The organism is Novosphingobium resinovorum, from assembly GCF_001742225.1.
GTDB classification, from domain to species: domain Bacteria; phylum Pseudomonadota; class Alphaproteobacteria; order Sphingomonadales; family Sphingomonadaceae; genus Novosphingobium; species Novosphingobium resinovorum_A.
This window is the reverse complement of sequence record NZ_CP017075.1, coordinates 3658173-3675646: the sequence shown is the minus strand read 5'-3', so window position 1 is coordinate 3675646 and position 17474 is coordinate 3658173. Positions and strand designations below refer to the sequence as shown.

Here is a 17474-nt window from a genome sequence, read left to right as displayed (position 1 = left end):
GGCCGCGCGGTCAAGAGCGCGTCAGTCCTCGCCGCGCTTGGACGACAGCTTGCGGCCCACGGCGACGCCGACGACGCCAAGGCCAAGAAGCAGCATGCTGCTGGGTTCGGGAAGCGGGATGCCCCCTGCGGCATAGGCGGGAACCGGCGCAACGAAAGTCGCGACGAACGCCGGAATGAATTTCAACACGGGCACCGCGAATCCTCCTGTTGATCCGATGGCCTAGATTTTGCCATCGACCACCGGGTGCGCTGCAGCAAGCGCCGATCCGGGGTTGTCCCGATGTGGTTCACTCCGTTAGTCGCATTCGGCTAACAATGAGCCGTTAACCTTGGCGTGCCTTCACCCGCGCGCAGGGATCCCTGCCGCTCGCAGCGCCGAGTGCGCCTCGGCGATGGTGTGCTTGCCGAAGTGGAAGATCGAGGCGGCTAGCACCGCGCTCGCCTTGCCCTCGGTCACACCGGCCACGAGGTGATCGAGATTGCCGACGCCGCCACTCGCCACCACCGGGACCGACACGGCCTCCGCGATCATGCGGGTCAGGGCGAGGTCGTAGCCGTTCTGGGTGCCGTCGCCATCCATCGAGGTGACGAGCAGTTCGCCCGCGCCGTAGTCGGCCAGCTTGATCGCATGTTCCAGCGCGTCGATGCCGGTCGCCTTACGTCCGCCGTGGGTGAATATCTCCCACTTTCCGGGCGAAACCTGCCGCGCATCGACCGAGGCGACGATGCACTGCGAGCCGAACTTCTCGGCGATATCGGCCACCACTTCAGGGCGCGAGACGGCCGCGGAGTTCACTGCAACCTTGTCCGCGCCCGCCAGCAGCAGCGCGCGGGCGTCCTCCGCCGTGCGGACGCCGCCGCCGACGGTGAGGGGCATGAAGCAGACTTCGGCGGTGCGCTGGACCACGTCGAGCAGGGTGCCGCGGCCTTCGTGGCTGGCGGAAATATCGAGGAAACACAGCTCGTCAGCGCCCGCCGCGTCGTAGGCGCGGGCCTGTTCGACGGGGTCTCCGGCGTCCTTGAGGTCGACGAAGTTGACGCCCTTCACCACCCGTCCGTCACGGACGTCGAGGCACGGAATTACGCGGATTCGCACGGTCATTCGGCTTACTCCGGCTTGAAGAACAGCAGCACGGCAAAGATCGCCACAACTCCACACAAAGCGACATTGAACGCCGTGTAGAGCGCAAACTTGCGCGGATCGGCGGCTTTTGTCGTCAAAATCGGATTACGCGCACGGCTGAACAGCATCAACCGCGCCTTGCCCTCGCGCCAGTCGCGAAACGCGAAGATCGCGGCCGGCACGAAGATGACGAACGCCAGTACCGCCATGAGGCGATTTTCGTTCACCCCTCGCGCTCCGCAAACTGGATCGCGGCGGCGAGGTCGAGGCGGCCGTCGTAAAGCGCGCGGCCGGTAATGACGCCCTCGATCCCGTCCTTGGCGTGGAGCGCCAGCAGGCGAATGTCGTCGAGCCCCTTCACGCCGCCCGATGCGATCACCGGCAGGTCGGTGCGCCGGGCGAGATCGACGGTGGCGTCGATGTTGACGCCCTTGAGCAGACCGTCACGGCCGATGTCGGTGAACAGCAGCGAAGCTACCCCTGCGTCCTCGAAGCGGCGGGCCATGTCGACGATCGAGACGTCGGAGACTTCGGCCCAGCCCTCGGTCGCGACCATGCCGTCGCGCGCGTCCACCGCGACGACGATGCCGCCGGGGAACTCCTTCGCCATGTCCTTGACGAACTGCGGGTCCTTGAGTGCGGCGGTGCCCATGACCACGCGGCTGACGCCAAGGTCGAACCAGCCTGCCACGGCCTCGGGCGTGCGGATGCCGCCGCCGAGCTGGACGTGGCCGGGGAACACTTCGAGGATGGCTTCCACTGCCTCGCGGTTCTCGGCGCGGCCCGCGAAGGAGCCGTCGAGGTCGACGACGTGGAGGAACTGCGATCCGGCCTCGGCGAACAGCATCGCCTGCGCGGCGGGGTTGTCGCCGTAGACGGTGGCGCGGTCCATGTCGCCTTCGGCGAGGCGCACGACCTGCCCTTGCTTGAGGTCGATGGCGGGGAAGACGATCATGATGCAGTCCTGAGGGTCTGAGAGCGGCGCGCGGGCTTCGACAAGCTCAGCCTGAGCGGGGTTAGTGTAAATCGCGGGTTTCTTGAAGCACCACCCTGAATCCGCTCAGGCTGAGCTTTGTCGAAGCCCCGGCGGCAAGACGCTACGGCTTCCATTCCAGGAACCGCGCCAGCAGCGACAGCCCGTAGCCCTGGCTCTTTTCCGGGTGGAACTGCACGCCAACGACATTGTCCTTGGCCACCGCCGCGACAAGACCGCCGCCGTGGTCGGTCATCGCAGCAACGGTCGCGCCGTCATCGGGCTGGAAGTGATACGAATGCAGGAAGTACGCCTCGCCCGGATCGATCAGGCCCTGCGCCGGGTCCTTGCGGCCGAGGTTCACGTCGTTCCAGCCCATGTGCGGGATCTTGATCTCGGGATCGGTGCGCTCGATGCGCTGCACCTGCCCCTCGATCCAGTCGAGGCCACGCGTCACGCCGTGTTCCAGCCCGCGCGTGGCGAGAAGCTGCATGCCGACGCAAATGCCGAGGAACGGCGCCCCGCCGACATGGACACGCTCGGTCATCGCCTCGACCATGCCGTGAATGCCCCACAAGCCCTCCGCGCAGGCGCGAAACGAGCCCACACCCGGCAGGACGATGCGGTCGGCCGCGCGCACGACGTCGGGGTTCGCGGTGATCGCCACGTCCTCGGCCCCCGCCGCTCGCAGCGCATTGGCGACCGAGTGCAGGTTGCCCGCGCCGTAGTCGATCAGCGCGAGGGTCATTGGGCCAGAGCCTCCAGCCCTTCGCCGAGGAAGGTCGGCACCCATTCGATCACGTCCACTTTCGCCACGCCGCCCCCGATGAACGGATCGGTGGCCGCCAATGCCTCGACGGCTTCGCGGCTATCGCCCTTCGCGATGATCGCGCCGCCTTCGCGCGGCACCTTGCGGCCCCAGGCGAGGAAGTGCCCCTTCCCGCGCCCGGCTTCCAGCCATGCGAGGTGATCGGCCAGCAGGGCATCCACCTCGGCAATGTCAGTGGTGACGTAAGTGAGGTTGAGGATGAAGATCGCCATCAGAGGCTCGCCTGCCCGAGGATGCCCTTGGTCGAGGGGATCGCCCCCCCCTTGCGCGGGTCCAGTTCCACCGCGCTGCGCATGGCGCGGGCAAAGCCCTTGAAGATGCCTTCGCAGATGTGGTGGTTGTTCGAGCCGTAAAGCAGTTCGATGTGCAGGGTGATGCCCACCGCCTGCGCGATCGAGTGGAACCAGTGCTCGACCATCTCGGTGTCGAACTCGCCCAGCTTGTCCTGGGTGAATGCGGCCTTCCACACGAGGTAGGGACGACCCGAAATGTCGAGCGACACGCGGCTCAGCGCCTCGTCCATCGGCGAGTTCACGTCGCCGTAGCGGCCGATGCCCGCCTTGTCGCCCAGCGCCTGGGTGATGGCCTGGCCGATGGCGATGGCGCTGTCCTCGGTCGTGTGGTGCTGGTCCACATGGAGGTCGCCCTTGATGTGGCACTTGATGTCGATCAGCGAGTGACGGCTGAACTGCTCGATCATGTGGTCGAGGAAGCCGATGCCGGTGGACACGTCATAGGCGCCGGTGCCGTCGAGGTTCACCTCCACGGCGATGTCGGTCTCATGGGTCTTGCGGATGATCGAGGCGGTACGCATGGCCCGTGCCTATATACCTGTACGCGCCGGAATCAATTCGGTCGCGGCACAAGAATGCGCGCCATGCGTTTATATAGCAATCTTCGGTCGCGCGAAGCCCACCCCTGCCCCCTCCCGCAAGCGGGAGGGGAATGAGACGCCGGCTCTTCGCCCTCCCGCATGCGGGAGGGCCGGTAGGCTTGGTCCGCAGGACCTAGCCGGACGGGGTGGGCAAGGGCGACGGAGGATCGAGTTAGGGAAAACCCGGCGGTCCATGCTATTTTCCACCCAAACACGCTTGACCGGCCGGAGAACCATGAGCACGTAGGGCGCGATGAACGATACCACAGACAGCCTGATCCCTTACGACGAGATCGTGCAGGAGGCCCTGCGCGCCGTCGTCGGCCGTGTTCTCGGCCAGGTCGAAAGCTCCGGCGGCGTGCTTCCGGGCGGCCACCACTTCTACATCACCTTCAAGACCGGTGCCCCCGGGGTCAGCATTCCCGCCGACTTGCGTGCCCGGTTCCCGGACGAGATGACGATCGTGCTCCAGAACAAGTTCTGGGATCTGGGCGTCTCGGAGAACGGCTTCACCGTCAGCCTCTCGTTCAACGCCATGCCCGCCAAGCTGGACATTCCCTTTTCGGCGATCACCGCCTTCGTTGATCCGGCGGTGGATTTCGGCCTGCAGTTCCAGGCCATGGTCGATGACGAGGCCGACGAGCCCGCAGCGGCCGAGAACGATGCGGAACGCGATGTGGCGTCGCGCATTACTCCCAGCGAAGACGGCTCCAACGTCGTCTCGGTGGATTTCGGCAAGAAGAAGTAACCGGGCTCGCCCGGTAGAGCAGGGCGAAAAATGGCAACGGTTCTGAAAGATAGCGCCAGGAAGGCCGCCAGCGTCGTGGCAGCCCCCGCAAAGGGGCTGAAGACGCTGGCCGACAATGGCGGGGAACTCCACGGGCCGAGCCCGAACCCCGCCACCAACCTCATCATCGCTGACATCGCCCTTCGCACCGCGACGACCATCATGCGCCGCAGCATGGAGCGCGGCGTGCTGGGCGCCAGCTACTCGCCGAAAAAGGCCAAGTCGATCCTCAAGGGGCGCACGGTGGCCGAAACCCTGCTGCACGGCGCGCTGGCCCGAGTCGCGCTAAGTTCGGTGCCGGGGGCGGTGGTCATCGGCGGAGCGCTGGTGGCCAAGACGCTCTACGATCGCAGCCGCGCCCGGCAGGCGCGCGCCGAGGGCGCAGCGCATTTGCAGGACATGGCCGAGGACGGTGCGGAAGAGGCCTGAAGGCCGAAAGAACCCACCCCCGGCCCCTCCCGCAAGCGGGAGGGGAGAAGAAACGTACGCCCTCCCGCTTGCGGGAGGGCCGGAAGGCTTGGCCGCGAAGCGGTCTTAGCCGGACGGGGTGGGCCTTCTCCCTTGATTCCCGCGCCAACCATCGGCATCGGGGGCCATGGTCCAGTCCACTCCTTCTCCCGACACCACCGGCACGCTCGCCCGGCGCGGCCTCATGTTCATCCTGTCCTCCCCCTCGGGCGCGGGTAAGACGACGATCGCGCGTATGTTGCTGGAGCACGATCCGCAACTGCGCAACTCGGTGTCCTGCACCACCCGCCAGCCCCGCCCCGGCGAGATCGACGGCGAGCACTACCACTTCATCACCCACGAGCAGTTCGACGCCATGGTCGAGGCGGGCGAGTTCCTGGAGTGGGCCACCGTCTTCGGCCAGAGCTATGGCACCCCCAAAGCCCAGGTGAAGGCAGGCCTCAAGGACGGCGTCGACTACATGTTCGACATCGACTGGCAGGGCACCCAGCAGCTTTACCAGAAGCTGGAGCGCGACGTCGTGCGGGTGTTCCTGCTCCCCCCCAGCATCGAGGAGCTGCGCCGCCGCCTGACCGGCCGCGGCACCGACAGCGCCGAAGTGATCCACGGCCGCATGGAACGCGCCCGGTCAGAGATCAGCCACTGGGACGGCTACGACTATGTCGTGGTCAACGACGACATCGCCAGCTGCTTCGAGGAAGTGAAGAAGATCCTCCACGCCGAACGCCTGCGCCGCGCGCGGCAGACGGGGCTGATCGGGTTCGTACGGGAACTGATGCAGCCGGACGATTGAGGAAACAACAGTCGTCGTCCCGGACTTGATCCGGGACCGCTGGCTGTCTTTAGGCGATAGGTTGCAGGCGCGTTCAGCAAGATGGGCTGTTCATGGCCAGCGGTCCCGGATCAAGTCCGGGACGACGATAACCTTGCCCCGCGCCCCAACTCCCTCTAGGCCGCGCCGCGACAGTTTCATCCCTTCCGGAGACCAGCCAATGTCCAACCTCAATTCTGGCCTCGCCGCCCAGATCGAAGCCGCGTTCGACGCACGCGACACCGTCACCCCCGCGAGCGCGGACGTGCGCAAGATCGTCGACGAGGCGCTGGAACTGCTCGATTCGGGCCAGGCCCGTGTCGCCGAGAAGATCGACGGTGAGTGGGTCGTCAACCAGTGGCTCAAGAAGGCGGTGCTGCTCTCGTTCCGCCTGAACGACAACACGGTGGTCGAATACGGCGCGGCGGGCGCCCCGGCCTACGACAAGGTGCCGCTCAAGTTCGCAGGCTGGGACGATGCCCGCTTCAAGGCGGCAGGCGTGCGCGTGGTTCCCGGCGCCGTGGTGCGCCGCAGCGCCCACATCTCGAAGGGCGTGGTCCTGATGCCCTCCTTCGTCAACCTCGGCGCCTACGTCGGCGAAGGCACCATGGTCGACACCTGGGCGACCGTCGGTTCGTGCGCGCAGATCGGCAGGAACGTCCACATCTCGGGCGGCGCGGGCATCGGCGGCGTACTTGAGCCGCTGCAGGCCGGCCCGGTCATCATCGAGGACGGCGCCTTCATCGGCGCCCGTTCGGAAGTGGCCGAGGGCGTGATCGTGGGCGAAGGCGCGGTGCTGTCGATGGGCGTGTTCATCGGCGCCTCGACCAAGATCGTCGACCGTGCGACCGGCGAAGTCCACATCGGCCGCGTGCCGCCTTACGCCGTGGTCGTCCCCGGCGCGATGCCCGGCAAGCCGCTGCCGGACGGCACCCCCGGCCCGTCGCTCTACTGCGCCGTGATCGTCAAGACCGTGGACGCGCAGACCCGCTCGAAGACCGGCATCAACGAACTCCTGCGCGACTAAGCCGCGCAGACGCGGGACGGGCAGCGGAACATTCGCCCGTCCCGGCGTGTTGACGAAGGCAAAGGGCCGCAACCGGCCGCCTTCGGAGCACGCCATGGAAACCCGAGGACAGGAAGTCCATCTCGACAAAGAGGAAGCCCGTGGTGGCGAGACGTCCGGCGTCGTGCGCTACGTCCTCCTCATCAGCCTCGCCCTCGTGATCATCGCGCTGTCGGCCATCTGGCTCACCGGCGCGCTGACCACGCCTGAGACCGGCGGCCACGCCGATACCGAAAAGGCGGCGACGCAGCAGCAAGACCAGCCGCAGTGACCGCCACCTTCCGCAAGGGAGCGCAGGTCAGCTGGAATTGGGGCACCGGCACCGCGACCGGCCACATCGCCGAACGTTTTGAACGCCGCGTCAGCCGCACGATCGAAGGCAAGCGCATCGTGCGAGTCGGAACGTCTGAAAACCCCGCATACCTTTTCGAGCAGCCTGACGGCGGCCGCGCCCTAAAGCGCGGGTCCGAACTGCACGACGCATGATGAACCTGGAGCGCTTCGTCACCGCGCAGGACGCCATCTTCGGTGAAGTCCGCGCCGAACTTGCCCACGGCGAAAAGCGCACGCACTGGATGTGGTTCGTGTTCCCGCAAGTCGCCGGGCTGGGCTCCAGCCCGATGGCACGCCGCTACGCCGTGGAGACGCTCGACGAAGCGCGGCGTTATCTGAGCCATCCTGTACTTCGCCAGAGGCTCGACGAAACGACTCGTCTCATGCTGGGCTGGGCGGGAAGGCGCAGCGCCACGGGCATCCTCGGCGCGGTCGATGCGATGAAGTTCGCCAGTTCGATGACCCTGTTCGAGCTTGCCGCCATGGGCACCGATGGCGCCGGACAATTCGCCCACGCCCTCGATGCCTTCTGCCAGGGGCGAAGGGACGAACGCACTCTGCAACTGCTGCACCTCACATCCCATCACGCAAGTTGAACTCTGGGGAACTTTCCCGCGCCCATCCTCGTTCCAACAGACGGCCCGAATCGATAATGCGGCCATAAAGGCCACCGTCGGGCCGACGGGAGAGCAGTCATGTATCGTTCCGGTGACGAAGTTCATCTCGACGATGACGAAGCACGCGGGGGCTCTACGCCGCATATCGTTCGCTATGTGCTGATCGTCAGCCTGGTGCTGGTGGTACTGGCGATGTCGACCATTTGGATCGCCCGTGCCTTGTCCGACCGGCCAAGCAGTACGCCGGTGACTGCGGAACAGCACGCGCTGGGAAGCTGACGACAGGCTTGGGAAGAGTGACGGGAAATGCCAGGAGCCGTCGTCGAAGGCGGTAATCGAACGTGCCCGAAAGCTGCGTTCCCACCCCGGATTCGGACCATTCGCCCCCCGACGATCGGTCCATCCGGCTCGCCGGCGGCTCCTGTCAATCCGGTGGCCGAAACCACCGTCTCCTGTGCCGACAGGGATTAGGCACAATCCGTTGCCAACTCGTTAACAGCGCGCTTACCTTGCGGGCGAAATTCAAGCCAGCGCCTCTGCCAGCTCGCGCCATTGCGGCAGCAGCTGGTCGAAGCTGCCGCCCCTCGGCCCGGCGATGACCTGAAGACAGACGTGGTCGGCTCCCGCATCGAGGTGCGCCGCGACCCGCCGCGCCGCCGCCTCCACCCCGCCGATCGCGAAAAGGGCATCGAGCAGGCGGTCGTCCAGCGCCTCGATCTCCCCTTCGCTGAAGCCCAGTCGCACCCAGTTGTTGCGATAGTTGGGAAGCCGTCGATAGTGCTCCAGCGCCGCCACCGCCAATTCGCGGGCCTTGGCCGGATCGGCTTCCAGCACCACGCCCTGTTCGGGCGCCAGCAGAGGTTCCGGGCCGAGTATCGCGCGGGCGCGGCGCGAGTGCTCGGGCGTCGCCAGATAGGGATGCGCCCCGGCGGTCCGCTCGCCCGAAAGCGCCACCATCTTCGGCCCGAGTGCGGCAAGGCACAGGTTATCGCGCGGCATCCCGGCGGCGGCGAGCCGGTCGAGGAAGGCCGCGGTCACCTCCAGAGGCTTGCCCCAGCTCTCGCCGATGAGCGGGCCATGGCTGATGCCGAGGCCCAGCAGCGTGCGCGCCTGCCAGTCCGGCGGCAGCGCCAAGAACCAGGCGGCCAGTTCCTCTGGTTCGTGCTTCCAGATGTTGAGGATGCCGGTGGCGATGGTCATGCGCGAGGTCACCGCCAGCAGCCGCTCGACGTCGGCAGGGGCACCGTCGTCGATGCCGCCGGGAATCCACAGTGCACCATAGCCCAGCGCATCGAGCTGCGCCGCCGCCGCGCTCGACTGCGCCTTGTCGCCGAAGCGCATCTCCATCGACCATATGCCCAGCCTGCCGATCGCGGGTGTCGCCATGGTGCTTTTCTCCTCGTCTCCTGCGATCATGGTGGGTTCGCCTGCCCTCTCCGGCAAGATTCTTGGCCGGAATCCAAGCTGGCATCGCCCCGGCGTGCAATGATCCACGGCATTCCCCTGTCCAAAGCGCGTGCTTGATCACGCCCCAATCACGGCATAGCCCTGCAGGATGGGAGAGTTCGACTATATCATCGTCGGCGGGGGCAGCGCGGGCTGCGTCCTCGCCAACCGGCTGAGCGCCGATCCGGAAACGCGCGTGCTGCTGCTGGAGGCAGGCGGCAAGGACGACTACATCTGGATCCGGGTGCCGGTGGGCTATCTCTACTGCATCGGCAACCCGCGCACCGACTGGTGCATGTCCACCGAGGCAGAGGAAGGGCTCGGCGGCCGTGCGCTCAAGTATCCGCGCGGGCGCGTGCTGGGCGGCTGCTCGTCGATCAACGGCATGATCTACATGCGCGGACAGGCCGCCGACTACGACGGCTGGCGGCAGGCGGGCAACCTCGGCTGGGGCTGGGTCGACGTGCTGCCCTACTTCACCCGCGCCGAAGACCATTACGAGGGCGCCAACGCGTTCCACGGCGGCGGCGGCGAGATCCGGGTCGAGAAGCAGCGCCTACGCTGGGACATCCTCGAAGCCTTCCGCGATGCCTGCGGACAGCACGGCATCCCGCATTCCACCGACTTCAACACCGGCGACAACGAGGGCGCGGGCTTCTTCCAGGTGACCCAGCGGGGCGGCTGGCGCTGGAGCGCGGCCGACGCCTTCCTCAAGCCGGTCCGCTCGCGCAGCAACCTGAAGGTCGAGACCGGCGCGGTGGTGGACCGGGTGATCGTCGAGGCGGGCCGCGCGGTCGGCGTCGCCTACTCTGTCGGCAACCAGCAGCGCGTGGCGCTCACCCCCGGCGAAGTCGTGCTGGCGGCGGGTGCGATCGGCTCGCCGGCGATCCTCGAGCGCAGCGGCATCGGCGACGCGGCGCGGCTGGCGGACCTCGGCATCGCGCCGGTGCTCGACCGGCCCGAGGTCGGCGCCAACCTGCAGGACCACCTGCAACTGCGCTGCGCCTACCGCGTCTCGGGCGTGGCGACGCTCAATGCGCGGGCGAGCAACCTCTTCGGCAAGGCGCTGATCGGCATGGAATATGCGCTGCGCCGGACGGGACCGATGGCGATGGCGCCCAGCCAGCTCGGCGTCTTTACCCGCAGCCATGCGCGCTATGCGACGCCGAACCTCGAATACCACGTCCAGCCGCTGAGCCTTGCCGCCTTCGGGGGAGCGCTCGATCCGTTTCCGGCCTTCACCGCCAGCGTCTGCAACCTCAGGCCGGAAAGCCGGGGCAGCACCCGCATCACCGCCGCCGATCCCGCAGCCGCACCCTCGATCCGACCCAATTACCTCTCCGCCGAGGAAGACCGCCGCGTCGCCGCCGAGGCGATCCGCATCACGCGCGGCATCGTGTCGCAGCCCGCTCTGGCCCGTTACCGGCCCGAGGAAGTGCGCCCCGGCCCAGCGTTCGAGAGCGAGGAAGACCTGCAGCGCGCGGCGGCGGAGATCGGCACCACCATCTTCCACCCGGTCGGCACGGCGGCGATGGGCACGGTAGTCGACAGCCGGTTGCGGGTGATCGGGCTCGACGGGCTGCGGGTGATCGATGCCTCGGTGATGCCGAAGATCACTTCGGGCAACACCAATGCGCCGACGATGATGATCGCCGAAAAAGGCGCCGAAATGCTGCTGGATCGAACCTAGTTTCTCCCCGAGCTTGCTCGGGGAGGAATACGCTAGGCCAGAAACTCCCGCGTGCGCTTCACGATCTCTCCCACGTAGTCGCGCACGTCGCGCCCGCTGGCGGCGGCGGCCATGAGCGGCACTTCCAGCCCCAGCACCTGCCCCCGCGGCAGGGCTTCGACGAATTCGCGCAAGGGCAGTTCCCCCTGCCCCGGGATCATGCGACCGCTCATCGCCTCGGTCATGTAATCGTCGTCGCCCTTGCGCGGCACGTCGCTCAGCTGGACATGCCCGATCAGCGCCGGGTCGAGCTGCGCCACCTGCCGCACCGTCCCGCCCGAGCGGAAGAAGTGCATCGTGTCGATCAGGACCGTGGCCTTACCTGCGCCGATGTATTCGACCGCCTCCAGCGCCTCGGGCAGCGAGCGGATGGTGAAGACCGGCGTGAACTCGATCGAGAACTCCATCCCGCGCTCGTCCGCCATCGTCGCCAGCGCGGCCAGCTGGTCGAAGGCCCGCGCGCGCTCCACGCCCATGTCCACCGCGTTGACCCGCAGCGCGCCGAGATCGGCGAAGATGTCCATGTCGCCCGCCCGCTCGGCAGCGTCCAGTTCCGCGGACACGCCGAGGCCCTCGGCGATGCTGATGGCGATCCCGCGATCGGCGAGCACCGCCTTCAGTTCACGCCGCAAGGCCGGATCCTCGCGCAGCGACCAGGGGGCATAGCCATGCGGGTTGAAGCGTTCGGGCAACTGGCTCAGGCCCATCGACACTGCCTTGCAGCCGAGGTCGGCGGCCAGAGTGACGTGCTCGACCGGGCCGAGCCCGAGCACCGTCAAAAGTTCGATACCCAGCGGATGTGGCATGGTCGTGATTCCCTCTCCCGTCGCCGCTGCCATACCGCGTGGACGGCGGGCAAGGAACGTCATTCCCGTGTCGGTCACTCAATTCAGTGGAGTACGCCTGCGCGCCGCTTGTCCCAGGCGAACCACAATAGCCCGAGTGCGATGACCCAGATGCAGGCCGTCATCGCCAGCATCCCCGGCGTGGTCATGCTTTCCGGCATCCCGTCGGAGAACTGCCAGGCCTGCGACACCGCCAGCCCGACCAGCGACACCGCGAAGGCAGGCACCGCCCAGCCCGACCGCGCGAGCAGCAGCAGGCTTCCCGCCAGCCCGCCCCACACGCCCAGAGCCCACGGCACCAGCGTCCAGCTTGGCGCGGAATCGAGCCAGTCGATGATCTCGGGCGGCACTTGCGAAAGATAAGTCGGATTGCGCGAAGCCGTCATCGTGAAGTCGAGGCAGCCGAAGGCATTCCACAGCACCGCCAGCACCGCGATGAGCCAGAAGGTCCACCCCGGCCTCGTCACGTATCTGTCCGTCGTAGCCATCGCGCCTCTCCCTGCCGTGCCCGAGGATACTCCCGCGACGAGGCCGATGCAATTCGCGCCGCGAATGGCTAAGTACCCTTTCATGGCCGACCTTTTTGCCGATGACCTGCCGCCGTCGACCCCTGACGAACTGCGCGAGGACGCCCCCCTCGCCGACCGCCTGCGCCCGCGCGACCTGACCGAGGTTGTGGGGCAGGAGCACCTGACCGGCCCCGAAGGCGCGATCGGGCGCATGGTGGCGGCGGGGCGGCTGTCCTCGATGATCCTGTGGGGGCCGCCCGGCACCGGCAAGACCAGCATTGCCCGCCTGCTCGCTGCCGCCGTGGGCATGCGCTTCGCCGCCGTCTCCGCCGTGTTCTCGGGCGTGGCGGACCTCAAGAAAGCCTTTGCCGAGGCCGACGTCGCTGCCAAGGCGGGCCAGCGCACGCTGCTGTTCGTGGACGAGATCCACCGCTTCAACCGCGCCCAGCAGGACGGCTTCCTGCCCTTCGTCGAACGCGGCACGGTGACGCTGGTGGGCGCCACGACCGAGAACCCCAGTTTCGCCCTCAACGCCGCGCTGCTCAGCCGCGCGCAAGTGCTGATCCTCCACCGCCTCGATGCCGCCGCGCTGAATGCACTGCTCGCCAAGGGCGAGGAGCTGGAAGGCCCCCTGCCCGTGACGCCCGAGGCCCGCGAGGCGCTGGTCGCCTCGGCCGACGGCGACGGGCGCTTCCTGCTCAATCAGGCCGAGACGCTCTATGCGGCGAAGATTCCGCAGCCGCTCGATCCGGCGGGGCTCGGTCAGTTCCTGCAGCGGCGCATGGCGGTCTACGACAAGGACCGCGACGGGCACTACAACCTCATCTCCGCGTTGCACAAATCCGTGCGCGGATCGGACCCGCAAGCCGCGCTCTACTACATGGCGCGAATGCTGACGGCGGGCGAGGAACCGCTGTTCGTGCTGCGTCGTCTGGTTCGCATGGCCAGCGAGGACATCGGCATGGCCGACCCTCAGGCGCTGGTGCAGTGCCTCGCGGCCAAGCAGGCGTACGAGTTCCTCGGCTCTCCGGAGGGCGAACTGGCGATCGTGCAGGCGTGCCTCTACGTGGCGACCGCGCCCAAGTCGAACGCGGCCTACATGGCGTTCAAGTCCTCGTTCAAGGCCGCGCGCGAGACGGGGTCGGTCAGCCCGCCGCCGAACATCCTCAACGCGCCGACCAAGCTGATGAAGGACATCGGCTACGGCAAGGACTACGCCTACGACCACGACGCGCCCGATGCCTTCTCCGGCGACGACTACTGGCCCGAGGAGCTGGGTCCGCAGGTCTACTACGAACCCGTCGAACGCGGCTTCGAGCGCGAGGTGAAGAAGCGCCTCGAATGGTGGGACAAGAAACGCGCCGAGCGGCGTCCTTCGACAAGCTCAGGATGAGCGGAAGTGGAACCACACTCTCAACCCGCTCAGGCTGAGCCTGTCGAAGCCCCCGGCGGCGGGCACGCAATGGGCGTCGTCCCGGACTTGCTCCGAGACCGGTGGCTGTCTTTAGGCACAGCTTCTCGACAAGGCGCCCCGACGCGACCTGGGCTGTTCACGGCCAGCGGTCCCGGAGCAAGTCCGGGACGACGATGACGCATTTCCGCCACTTCATCGCCATCGATTGGTCCGGCGCGCTGGGCGAGCGCCAGAAAGGCATCGCCGTCGCTCTGTGTGAAAGCGGCGACGCCGCGCCCCGCCTGCTACGCCCCACCGCCCACGCCGCATGGTCGCGCGCCGACGTGCTCGACCTGCTGCTCGGCCACTTGCCGCAAGACACGCTCGTCGGCCTCGACCTCGGCATATCATTGCCCTTCGCCGACGCGGGTGCGTTCTTTCCCGGCTGGGCGGACAGCCCGCCGAACGCCCGCAGCCTCTGGGCGCTGATCGACGCCATCTGCACCGACGACCCGCACCTCTCGGCCGCCAGCTTCGTCGACCACGTCGATCTCAGCGCCTACTTCCGCCGCCACGGAGGGCGCGAGGGCCCGCATTTCCACCGCCCCGGCGCCCTCCACAAACGCGGCCGCATGCGCGTGACCGAGGAGGCGCAGGCCCGCGCCGGATGCCGCCCCTATTCCAACTTCAACCTCGTCGGCGCGGCGCAGGTCGGCAAGTCGAGCCTCACCGGCATGCGCCTGCTCCACCGCCTGCAGGGCCGCGTCCCGGTCTGGCCGATCGATCCGCTGCCTGCGAGCGGCTCAGTGGTGACCGAAATCTACACCACCCTTGCCGCCGTGGAGGCCGGACGCACCGCAGGCCGCGCCAAGATGACCGACCACGCCGCGCTCGATGCGGCGCTCGAAACCCTGGGCTCGCGCCCGACCGGCGGCAGCGGCCCGATCGACGACCACAGCGCCGACGCCCTCCTCACCGCCGCCTGGCTGCGCGTGGCCGCCCCGCGCGAGGACTTGTGGCAACCCGCTGAACTCACGCCGGAACTCGCTCGCACCGAGGGCTGGACCTTCGGCGCGCGCTGACGCACAACCGCTCCCATAAGCACAGGGAGCCTCCCCCCAATGAAGTCCATCCTGCTGGCGGGCATCGCCTGCCTTACCCTTTCCGCCTGCGCCACGACGATGGCCGACGATCGCCGCGCCGACGCCGCCATGGATGCCGCGCAAGTGGCGGAGCGAACCGCTCCCGCGCCGACGTGGAAGAGCTTCGTCGATGGCACCATCGAAGACTGGTTCGAGACCGACCCCGCCTTCGCGATCTACGAAGGCGCGCACAAGTACGACGGCCGCCTGCCCGACTGGAGCGACGCCGGGCTCAAGGCGCGCGCCGCCTTCCTGCACTCCGTCATCGACGATGCAGGCAAGTTCACCGCCCTCTCCGACGCCGACCGCTTCGAACGCGACTATCTGGTGCAAGTCGCCAAGGGCCAGCTGTTCTGGCTGGAGGACGCCGACCAGCCGCACACCAACCCCGCCTACTACATCAACGGCGGCCTCGACCCGAACGTCTACGTCAGCCGCGACTATGCCGACAAGCCGACGCGGATGAAGGCGATGATCGCCTTCTTCAAGGCGGTGGCGGCGCAGGCCCCCAACATCCGCGCCAACCTGCCCGCCGCGATGCCCGCCAGCTTCATCAAGCTGGGCACCGACGGCTTCGGCGGCTTTGCCGACTACTACCGTGGCGATGCCCGCGCCGCCTTCGCCGACGTGGCCGACCCGGCGCTGCAGGCCGAGTTCAAGGCCGCGTCCGAAGCCGCCGCCATCGCCATGAAGGGCGTCGCCGATCAGGTCGCGAAAGCCACCCCGACGCAGGATTTCGCGCTCGGCGCCGGCAAGTTTGCGCGCATGGTGCTTGCGACCGAAGGCGCCGATACCACGCTCGATACGCTGGAGGCAGCGGGCAAGGCCGACATCGCCCGCAACCAACAGGCGCTGAAACTGGCCTGCGCGAAGTACACGCCGGGCAAGACCATCCAGCAGTGCTTCGACAGGATGCGCGCCGACAAGCCCAAGGACGGCCCCGTCGCCGAGGCCCGGCGCGAGATTCCGCAGCTCGCCGATTTCGTGCGCAGCCACGACGTCGCGACGATCCCCGGCACGAAGATGGCGATGGTCGAGGAGAGCCCGCCCTACAACCGCGCCAACTCGGCCTACATCGACCCGCCGGGGCCGCTGGAGAACGGCGGCTCGTCGATCTACTACATCTCGCCGCCGGACCCGACGTGGTCGAAGCAGATGCAGATGGACTACATCCCCGGCAAGGCGGACCTGCTGTTCACCACCGTCCACGAGGTGATGCCGGGGCACTACCTGCAGTTCCTCCATTCGAACGCGGCGCCCTCGATCGTGGGCAAGCTGTTCGTCGGCTACGCCTTCGCCGAAGGCTGGGCGCACTATGCCGAGGAGATGATGCTGGAGGCGGGCCTGGGTGACGGCGATCCCGGCGTGCAGGTGGGCCAGATCTCCAACGCGCTGCTGCGCAACTGTCGCTATCTCTCGGCGATCGGCCTGCATGCGCGGGGGATGACGCAGGCGCAGTCCAAGACGATGTTCATGGAGCAGTGCTACCAAGACGCCGGCACCGCCGAACAGCAGGCCGCGCGCGGGACGTATGATCCGGCCTACCTCAACTACACGCTGGGCAAGCTGATGATCCGCAAGCTGCGCACCGACTGGACCGCCACGCGCGGCGGGCGCTCAGCCTGGAAGGCGTTCCACGACGAATTCCTGAGCCACGGCGGCCCGGCCATCCCGCTACTGCGCCAGACGATGATGAACGAGCCCGCCCCGCACGCGGTATTCTGATTATGGGCTTTACCGGCGCCCCCCGCTCGCGGTAAGGGCGCCGGACTTGCTTGATGAAGCAAGCGCCGGCTTAGCTCAGTTGGTAGAGCACCTGATTTGTAATCAGGGGGCCACGGGTTCGAATCCTGTAGCCGGCACCACCGTCCCTTTCGGGCGGCGGATTACATTCCTGTAAGCGCGCGTTTCTCCCGCCGCGTTGACCTCCGGGTAACGGAATCCGGGTATTGGCCGGATGCCAATAAACGGGGGCAATTTCATGAAGCATATTACTTTGGGCGTCATCGCCTGTCTCGTGGCGGCTCCGGCCACCGCGCAGACGCGTTCCACCGTCGCCGCGATCGAAGCCGCGGTGCCGGTCAACATCTATGGCCAGCCGATGCAGGGCAAGCTGATGCCGGCCAGCACCATGGTGAACGTCACGCCGCTCGAGGAAATCTCCAGCAAGCATATCGAAGTCGGGCAGACGTTCCGCTTCGCTACCGTCGGCGACGTCGTCGAAAACGGCGCCGTCGTCATTCCGCGCGGTTCGCCGGTGACCGGCATGATTTCCTGGAAGACCGGCCGCGCCATCGGCGGCAAGTCGGGCAAGTTCGAGGTCGAGTTCAAGAGCGTGACCGTCAACGGCCGCGAAATGGGGCTCACCGGCAAGCATCGCCAGGAAGGGCGCGGCAATACCGTCGGCGCGCTGCTCGGCTCGATCCTGATCAGCGGACGGTCCGCCGTCATGGTTCTGGGGCAGACCGTGCCCGCCTTCACGGCGGAACCAATTCCCTACTGATACCTGTCCGGGCAGCGGCCGAGG

The 17474-nt window shown here is 67.4% G+C and carries 23 protein-coding genes and 1 tRNA gene; 14 read left to right on the top strand and 10 right to left on the bottom strand.

All coding sequences use genetic code 11. The annotated features are described in order from the left end of the window. Positions 1–21: 21 nt before the first annotated feature. The 7 genes from BES08_RS17145 to hisB all read right to left on the bottom strand — a co-directional run bounded on the left by BES08_RS17145 (position 22) and on the right by hisB (position 3741). On the bottom strand, positions 22–195 hold the full coding sequence (locus BES08_RS17145) for a PEP-CTERM sorting domain-containing protein (protein ID WP_069709032.1): 174 nt from the start codon (positions 193–195) through the stop codon (positions 22–24). A gap of 147 nt (positions 196–342) precedes the next feature. Next, positions 343–1104: an imidazole glycerol phosphate synthase subunit HisF gene (gene hisF / locus BES08_RS17140; protein WP_069709031.1), complete on the bottom strand. Its 762-nt coding sequence runs from the start codon at positions 1102–1104 to the stop codon at positions 343–345. Positions 1105–1109: 5 nt separating this feature from the next. Beyond that, a complete protein-coding gene (locus BES08_RS17135) occupies positions 1110–1334 on the bottom strand; it encodes a hypothetical protein (RefSeq protein ID WP_231958071.1) in 225 nt (74 codons plus the stop codon). 14 nt (positions 1335–1348) lie between these two features. Further along, positions 1349–2080: a 1-(5-phosphoribosyl)-5-[(5-phosphoribosylamino)methylideneamino]imidazole-4-carboxamide isomerase gene (hisA, locus tag BES08_RS17130; protein WP_008831786.1), complete on the bottom strand. Its 732-nt coding sequence runs from the start codon at positions 2078–2080 to the stop codon at positions 1349–1351. Between the two features lie 142 nt (positions 2081–2222). Continuing rightward, positions 2223–2846 (bottom strand): imidazole glycerol phosphate synthase subunit HisH, encoded by a 624-nt coding sequence (gene hisH, locus BES08_RS17125; RefSeq protein WP_008831787.1) that lies wholly within the window; start codon positions 2844–2846, stop codon positions 2223–2225. After that, positions 2843–3139 (bottom strand): YciI family protein, encoded by a 297-nt coding sequence (locus BES08_RS17120; RefSeq protein WP_008831788.1) that lies wholly within the window; start codon positions 3137–3139, stop codon positions 2843–2845. The genes hisH and BES08_RS17120 overlap by 4 nt, the downstream gene beginning before the upstream one ends. Continuing rightward, the gene (hisB, locus tag BES08_RS17115) at positions 3139–3741 is read right to left on the bottom strand and encodes an imidazoleglycerol-phosphate dehydratase HisB (RefSeq protein WP_008831789.1); all 603 of its coding nucleotides are present in this window, start codon (positions 3739–3741) and stop codon (positions 3139–3141) included. Before hisB ends, BES08_RS17120 begins: the two co-directional genes overlap by 1 nt. A gap of 313 nt (positions 3742–4054) precedes the next feature. Between hisB and BES08_RS17110 the strand changes: the two genes are divergently transcribed. From BES08_RS17110 to BES08_RS17075, 8 genes are all read left to right on the top strand, one after another. Beyond that, complete coding sequence (locus tag BES08_RS17110) at positions 4055–4549, top strand: SspB family protein (RefSeq protein ID WP_069709030.1); 495 nt, start codon at positions 4055–4057, stop codon at positions 4547–4549. 30 nt (positions 4550–4579) lie between these two features. After that, on the top strand, positions 4580–5017 hold the full coding sequence (locus tag BES08_RS17105; protein ID WP_069709029.1) for a hypothetical protein: 438 nt from the start codon (positions 4580–4582) through the stop codon (positions 5015–5017). 166 nt (positions 5018–5183) lie between these two features. Continuing rightward, on the top strand, positions 5184–5849 hold the full coding sequence (gene gmk / locus BES08_RS17100; RefSeq protein WP_008831792.1) for a guanylate kinase: 666 nt from the start codon (positions 5184–5186) through the stop codon (positions 5847–5849). Positions 5850–6048: 199 nt separating this feature from the next. Further along, positions 6049–6894: a 2,3,4,5-tetrahydropyridine-2,6-dicarboxylate N-succinyltransferase gene (dapD, locus tag BES08_RS17095; RefSeq protein ID WP_069709028.1), complete on the top strand. Its 846-nt coding sequence runs from the start codon at positions 6049–6051 to the stop codon at positions 6892–6894. A 94-nt stretch (positions 6895–6988) separates the two neighbouring features. Then, positions 6989–7204: a hypothetical protein gene (locus tag BES08_RS17090; RefSeq protein ID WP_069709320.1), complete on the top strand. Its 216-nt coding sequence runs from the start codon at positions 6989–6991 to the stop codon at positions 7202–7204. After that, positions 7201–7419 (top strand): hypervirulence associated TUDOR domain-containing protein, encoded by a 219-nt coding sequence (locus BES08_RS17085; RefSeq protein WP_069709027.1) that lies wholly within the window; start codon positions 7201–7203, stop codon positions 7417–7419. The genes BES08_RS17090 and BES08_RS17085 overlap by 4 nt, the downstream gene beginning before the upstream one ends. Then, positions 7416–7862, top strand: a complete 447-nt coding sequence (locus tag BES08_RS17080) for a DUF1810 domain-containing protein (protein WP_008831796.1) — start codon at positions 7416–7418, stop codon at positions 7860–7862. Before BES08_RS17085 ends, BES08_RS17080 begins: the two co-directional genes overlap by 4 nt. A 99-nt stretch (positions 7863–7961) precedes the next feature. Beyond that, positions 7962–8162 carry a hypothetical protein gene (locus tag BES08_RS17075; protein WP_008831797.1) on the top strand — a complete coding sequence of 67 codons (201 nt, stop codon included), beginning with the start codon at positions 7962–7964 and terminating at the stop codon, positions 8160–8162. Positions 8163–8405: 243 nt separating this feature from the next. On the opposite strand, the gene BES08_RS17070 is transcribed toward BES08_RS17075, so the two are convergent. Then, positions 8406–9299, bottom strand: a complete 894-nt coding sequence (locus BES08_RS17070; protein WP_231958069.1) for a TIGR03620 family F420-dependent LLM class oxidoreductase — start codon at positions 9297–9299, stop codon at positions 8406–8408. Positions 9300–9438: 139 nt separating this feature from the next. Here BES08_RS17070 and BES08_RS17065 point away from each other — a divergent pair, with 139 nt between their 5' ends. Beyond that, positions 9439–11019, top strand: a complete 1581-nt coding sequence (locus BES08_RS17065; protein ID WP_069709026.1) for a GMC family oxidoreductase — start codon at positions 9439–9441, stop codon at positions 11017–11019. Positions 11020–11051: 32 nt separating this feature from the next. On the opposite strand, the gene BES08_RS17060 is transcribed toward BES08_RS17065, so the two are convergent. Then, the gene (locus tag BES08_RS17060; protein ID WP_069709318.1) at positions 11052–11864 is read right to left on the bottom strand and encodes a sugar phosphate isomerase/epimerase family protein; all 813 of its coding nucleotides are present in this window, start codon (positions 11862–11864) and stop codon (positions 11052–11054) included. An 83-nt stretch (positions 11865–11947) separates the two neighbouring features. Further along, entirely contained in the window at positions 11948–12391 is a 444-nt protein-coding gene (locus BES08_RS17055) for a hypothetical protein (protein ID WP_069709025.1), read from the bottom strand. Between the two features lie 82 nt (positions 12392–12473). Between BES08_RS17055 and BES08_RS17050 the strand changes: the two genes are divergently transcribed. The 5 genes from BES08_RS17050 (at position 12474) to BES08_RS17030 (ending at position 17450) form a co-directional block, all read left to right on the top strand. Next, positions 12474–13805, top strand: a complete 1332-nt coding sequence (locus tag BES08_RS17050; RefSeq protein ID WP_069709024.1) for a replication-associated recombination protein A — start codon at positions 12474–12476, stop codon at positions 13803–13805. A gap of 194 nt (positions 13806–13999) precedes the next feature. Then, a complete protein-coding gene (locus BES08_RS17045) occupies positions 14000–14887 on the top strand; it encodes a hypothetical protein (RefSeq protein WP_069709023.1) in 888 nt (295 codons plus the stop codon). A 39-nt stretch (positions 14888–14926) separates the two neighbouring features. Beyond that, positions 14927–16672, top strand: a complete 1746-nt coding sequence (locus tag BES08_RS17040) for a DUF885 domain-containing protein (RefSeq protein WP_069709022.1) — start codon at positions 14927–14929, stop codon at positions 16670–16672. Between the two features lie 64 nt (positions 16673–16736). Next, positions 16737–16812 (top strand) — tRNA-Thr (locus BES08_RS17035). A 116-nt stretch (positions 16813–16928) separates the two neighbouring features. Next, positions 16929–17450, top strand: coding sequence for a hypothetical protein (locus BES08_RS17030; protein WP_051587015.1), 522 nt, complete (start codon positions 16929–16931; stop codon positions 17448–17450). Positions 17451–17474: the final 24 nt, after the last annotated feature.

Excerpts from the sequence above, each read along its gene's own strand:
- BES08_RS17105 (WP_069709029.1), top strand. The coding sequence starts at position 4,580 with ATGGCAACGGTTCTGAAAGATAGCGCCAGGAAGGCCGCCAGCGTCGTG.
- BES08_RS17050 (WP_069709024.1), top strand. The coding sequence starts at position 12,474 with ATGGCCGACCTTTTTGCCGATGACCTGCCGCCGTCGACCCCTGACGAA.
- BES08_RS17040 (WP_069709022.1), top strand. The coding sequence starts at position 14,927 with ATGAAGTCCATCCTGCTGGCGGGCATCGCCTGCCTTACCCTTTCCGCC.
- BES08_RS17120 (WP_008831788.1), bottom strand. The coding sequence starts at position 3,139 with ATGGCGATCTTCATCCTCAACCTCACTTACGTCACCACTGACATTGCC.
- BES08_RS17045 (WP_069709023.1), top strand. The coding sequence starts at position 14,000 with ATGACGCATTTCCGCCACTTCATCGCCATCGATTGGTCCGGCGCGCTG.
- hisA (WP_008831786.1), bottom strand. The coding sequence starts at position 2,080 with ATGATCGTCTTCCCCGCCATCGACCTCAAGCAAGGGCAGGTCGTGCGC.
- BES08_RS17060 (WP_069709318.1), bottom strand. The coding sequence starts at position 11,864 with ATGCCACATCCGCTGGGTATCGAACTTTTGACGGTGCTCGGGCTCGGC.
- dapD (WP_069709028.1), top strand. The coding sequence starts at position 6,049 with ATGTCCAACCTCAATTCTGGCCTCGCCGCCCAGATCGAAGCCGCGTTC.
- BES08_RS17075 (WP_008831797.1), top strand. The coding sequence starts at position 7,962 with ATGTATCGTTCCGGTGACGAAGTTCATCTCGACGATGACGAAGCACGC.
- BES08_RS17070 (WP_231958069.1), bottom strand. The coding sequence starts at position 9,299 with ATGATCGCAGGAGACGAGGAGAAAAGCACCATGGCGACACCCGCGATC.
- gmk (WP_008831792.1), top strand. The coding sequence starts at position 5,184 with ATGGTCCAGTCCACTCCTTCTCCCGACACCACCGGCACGCTCGCCCGG.
- BES08_RS17135 (WP_231958071.1), bottom strand. The coding sequence starts at position 1,334 with ATGGCGGTACTGGCGTTCGTCATCTTCGTGCCGGCCGCGATCTTCGCG.
- BES08_RS17080 (WP_008831796.1), top strand. The coding sequence starts at position 7,416 with ATGATGAACCTGGAGCGCTTCGTCACCGCGCAGGACGCCATCTTCGGT.
- BES08_RS17090 (WP_069709320.1), top strand. The coding sequence starts at position 6,989 with ATGGAAACCCGAGGACAGGAAGTCCATCTCGACAAAGAGGAAGCCCGT.
- BES08_RS17030 (WP_051587015.1), top strand. The coding sequence starts at position 16,929 with ATGAAGCATATTACTTTGGGCGTCATCGCCTGTCTCGTGGCGGCTCCG.
- hisH (WP_008831787.1), bottom strand. The coding sequence starts at position 2,846 with ATGACCCTCGCGCTGATCGACTACGGCGCGGGCAACCTGCACTCGGTC.
- hisF (WP_069709031.1), bottom strand. The coding sequence starts at position 1,104 with ATGACCGTGCGAATCCGCGTAATTCCGTGCCTCGACGTCCGTGACGGA.
- BES08_RS17065 (WP_069709026.1), top strand. The coding sequence starts at position 9,439 with ATGGGAGAGTTCGACTATATCATCGTCGGCGGGGGCAGCGCGGGCTGC.
- BES08_RS17110 (WP_069709030.1), top strand. The coding sequence starts at position 4,055 with ATGAACGATACCACAGACAGCCTGATCCCTTACGACGAGATCGTGCAG.
- BES08_RS17055 (WP_069709025.1), bottom strand. The coding sequence starts at position 12,391 with ATGGCTACGACGGACAGATACGTGACGAGGCCGGGGTGGACCTTCTGG.
- hisB (WP_008831789.1), bottom strand. The coding sequence starts at position 3,741 with ATGCGTACCGCCTCGATCATCCGCAAGACCCATGAGACCGACATCGCC.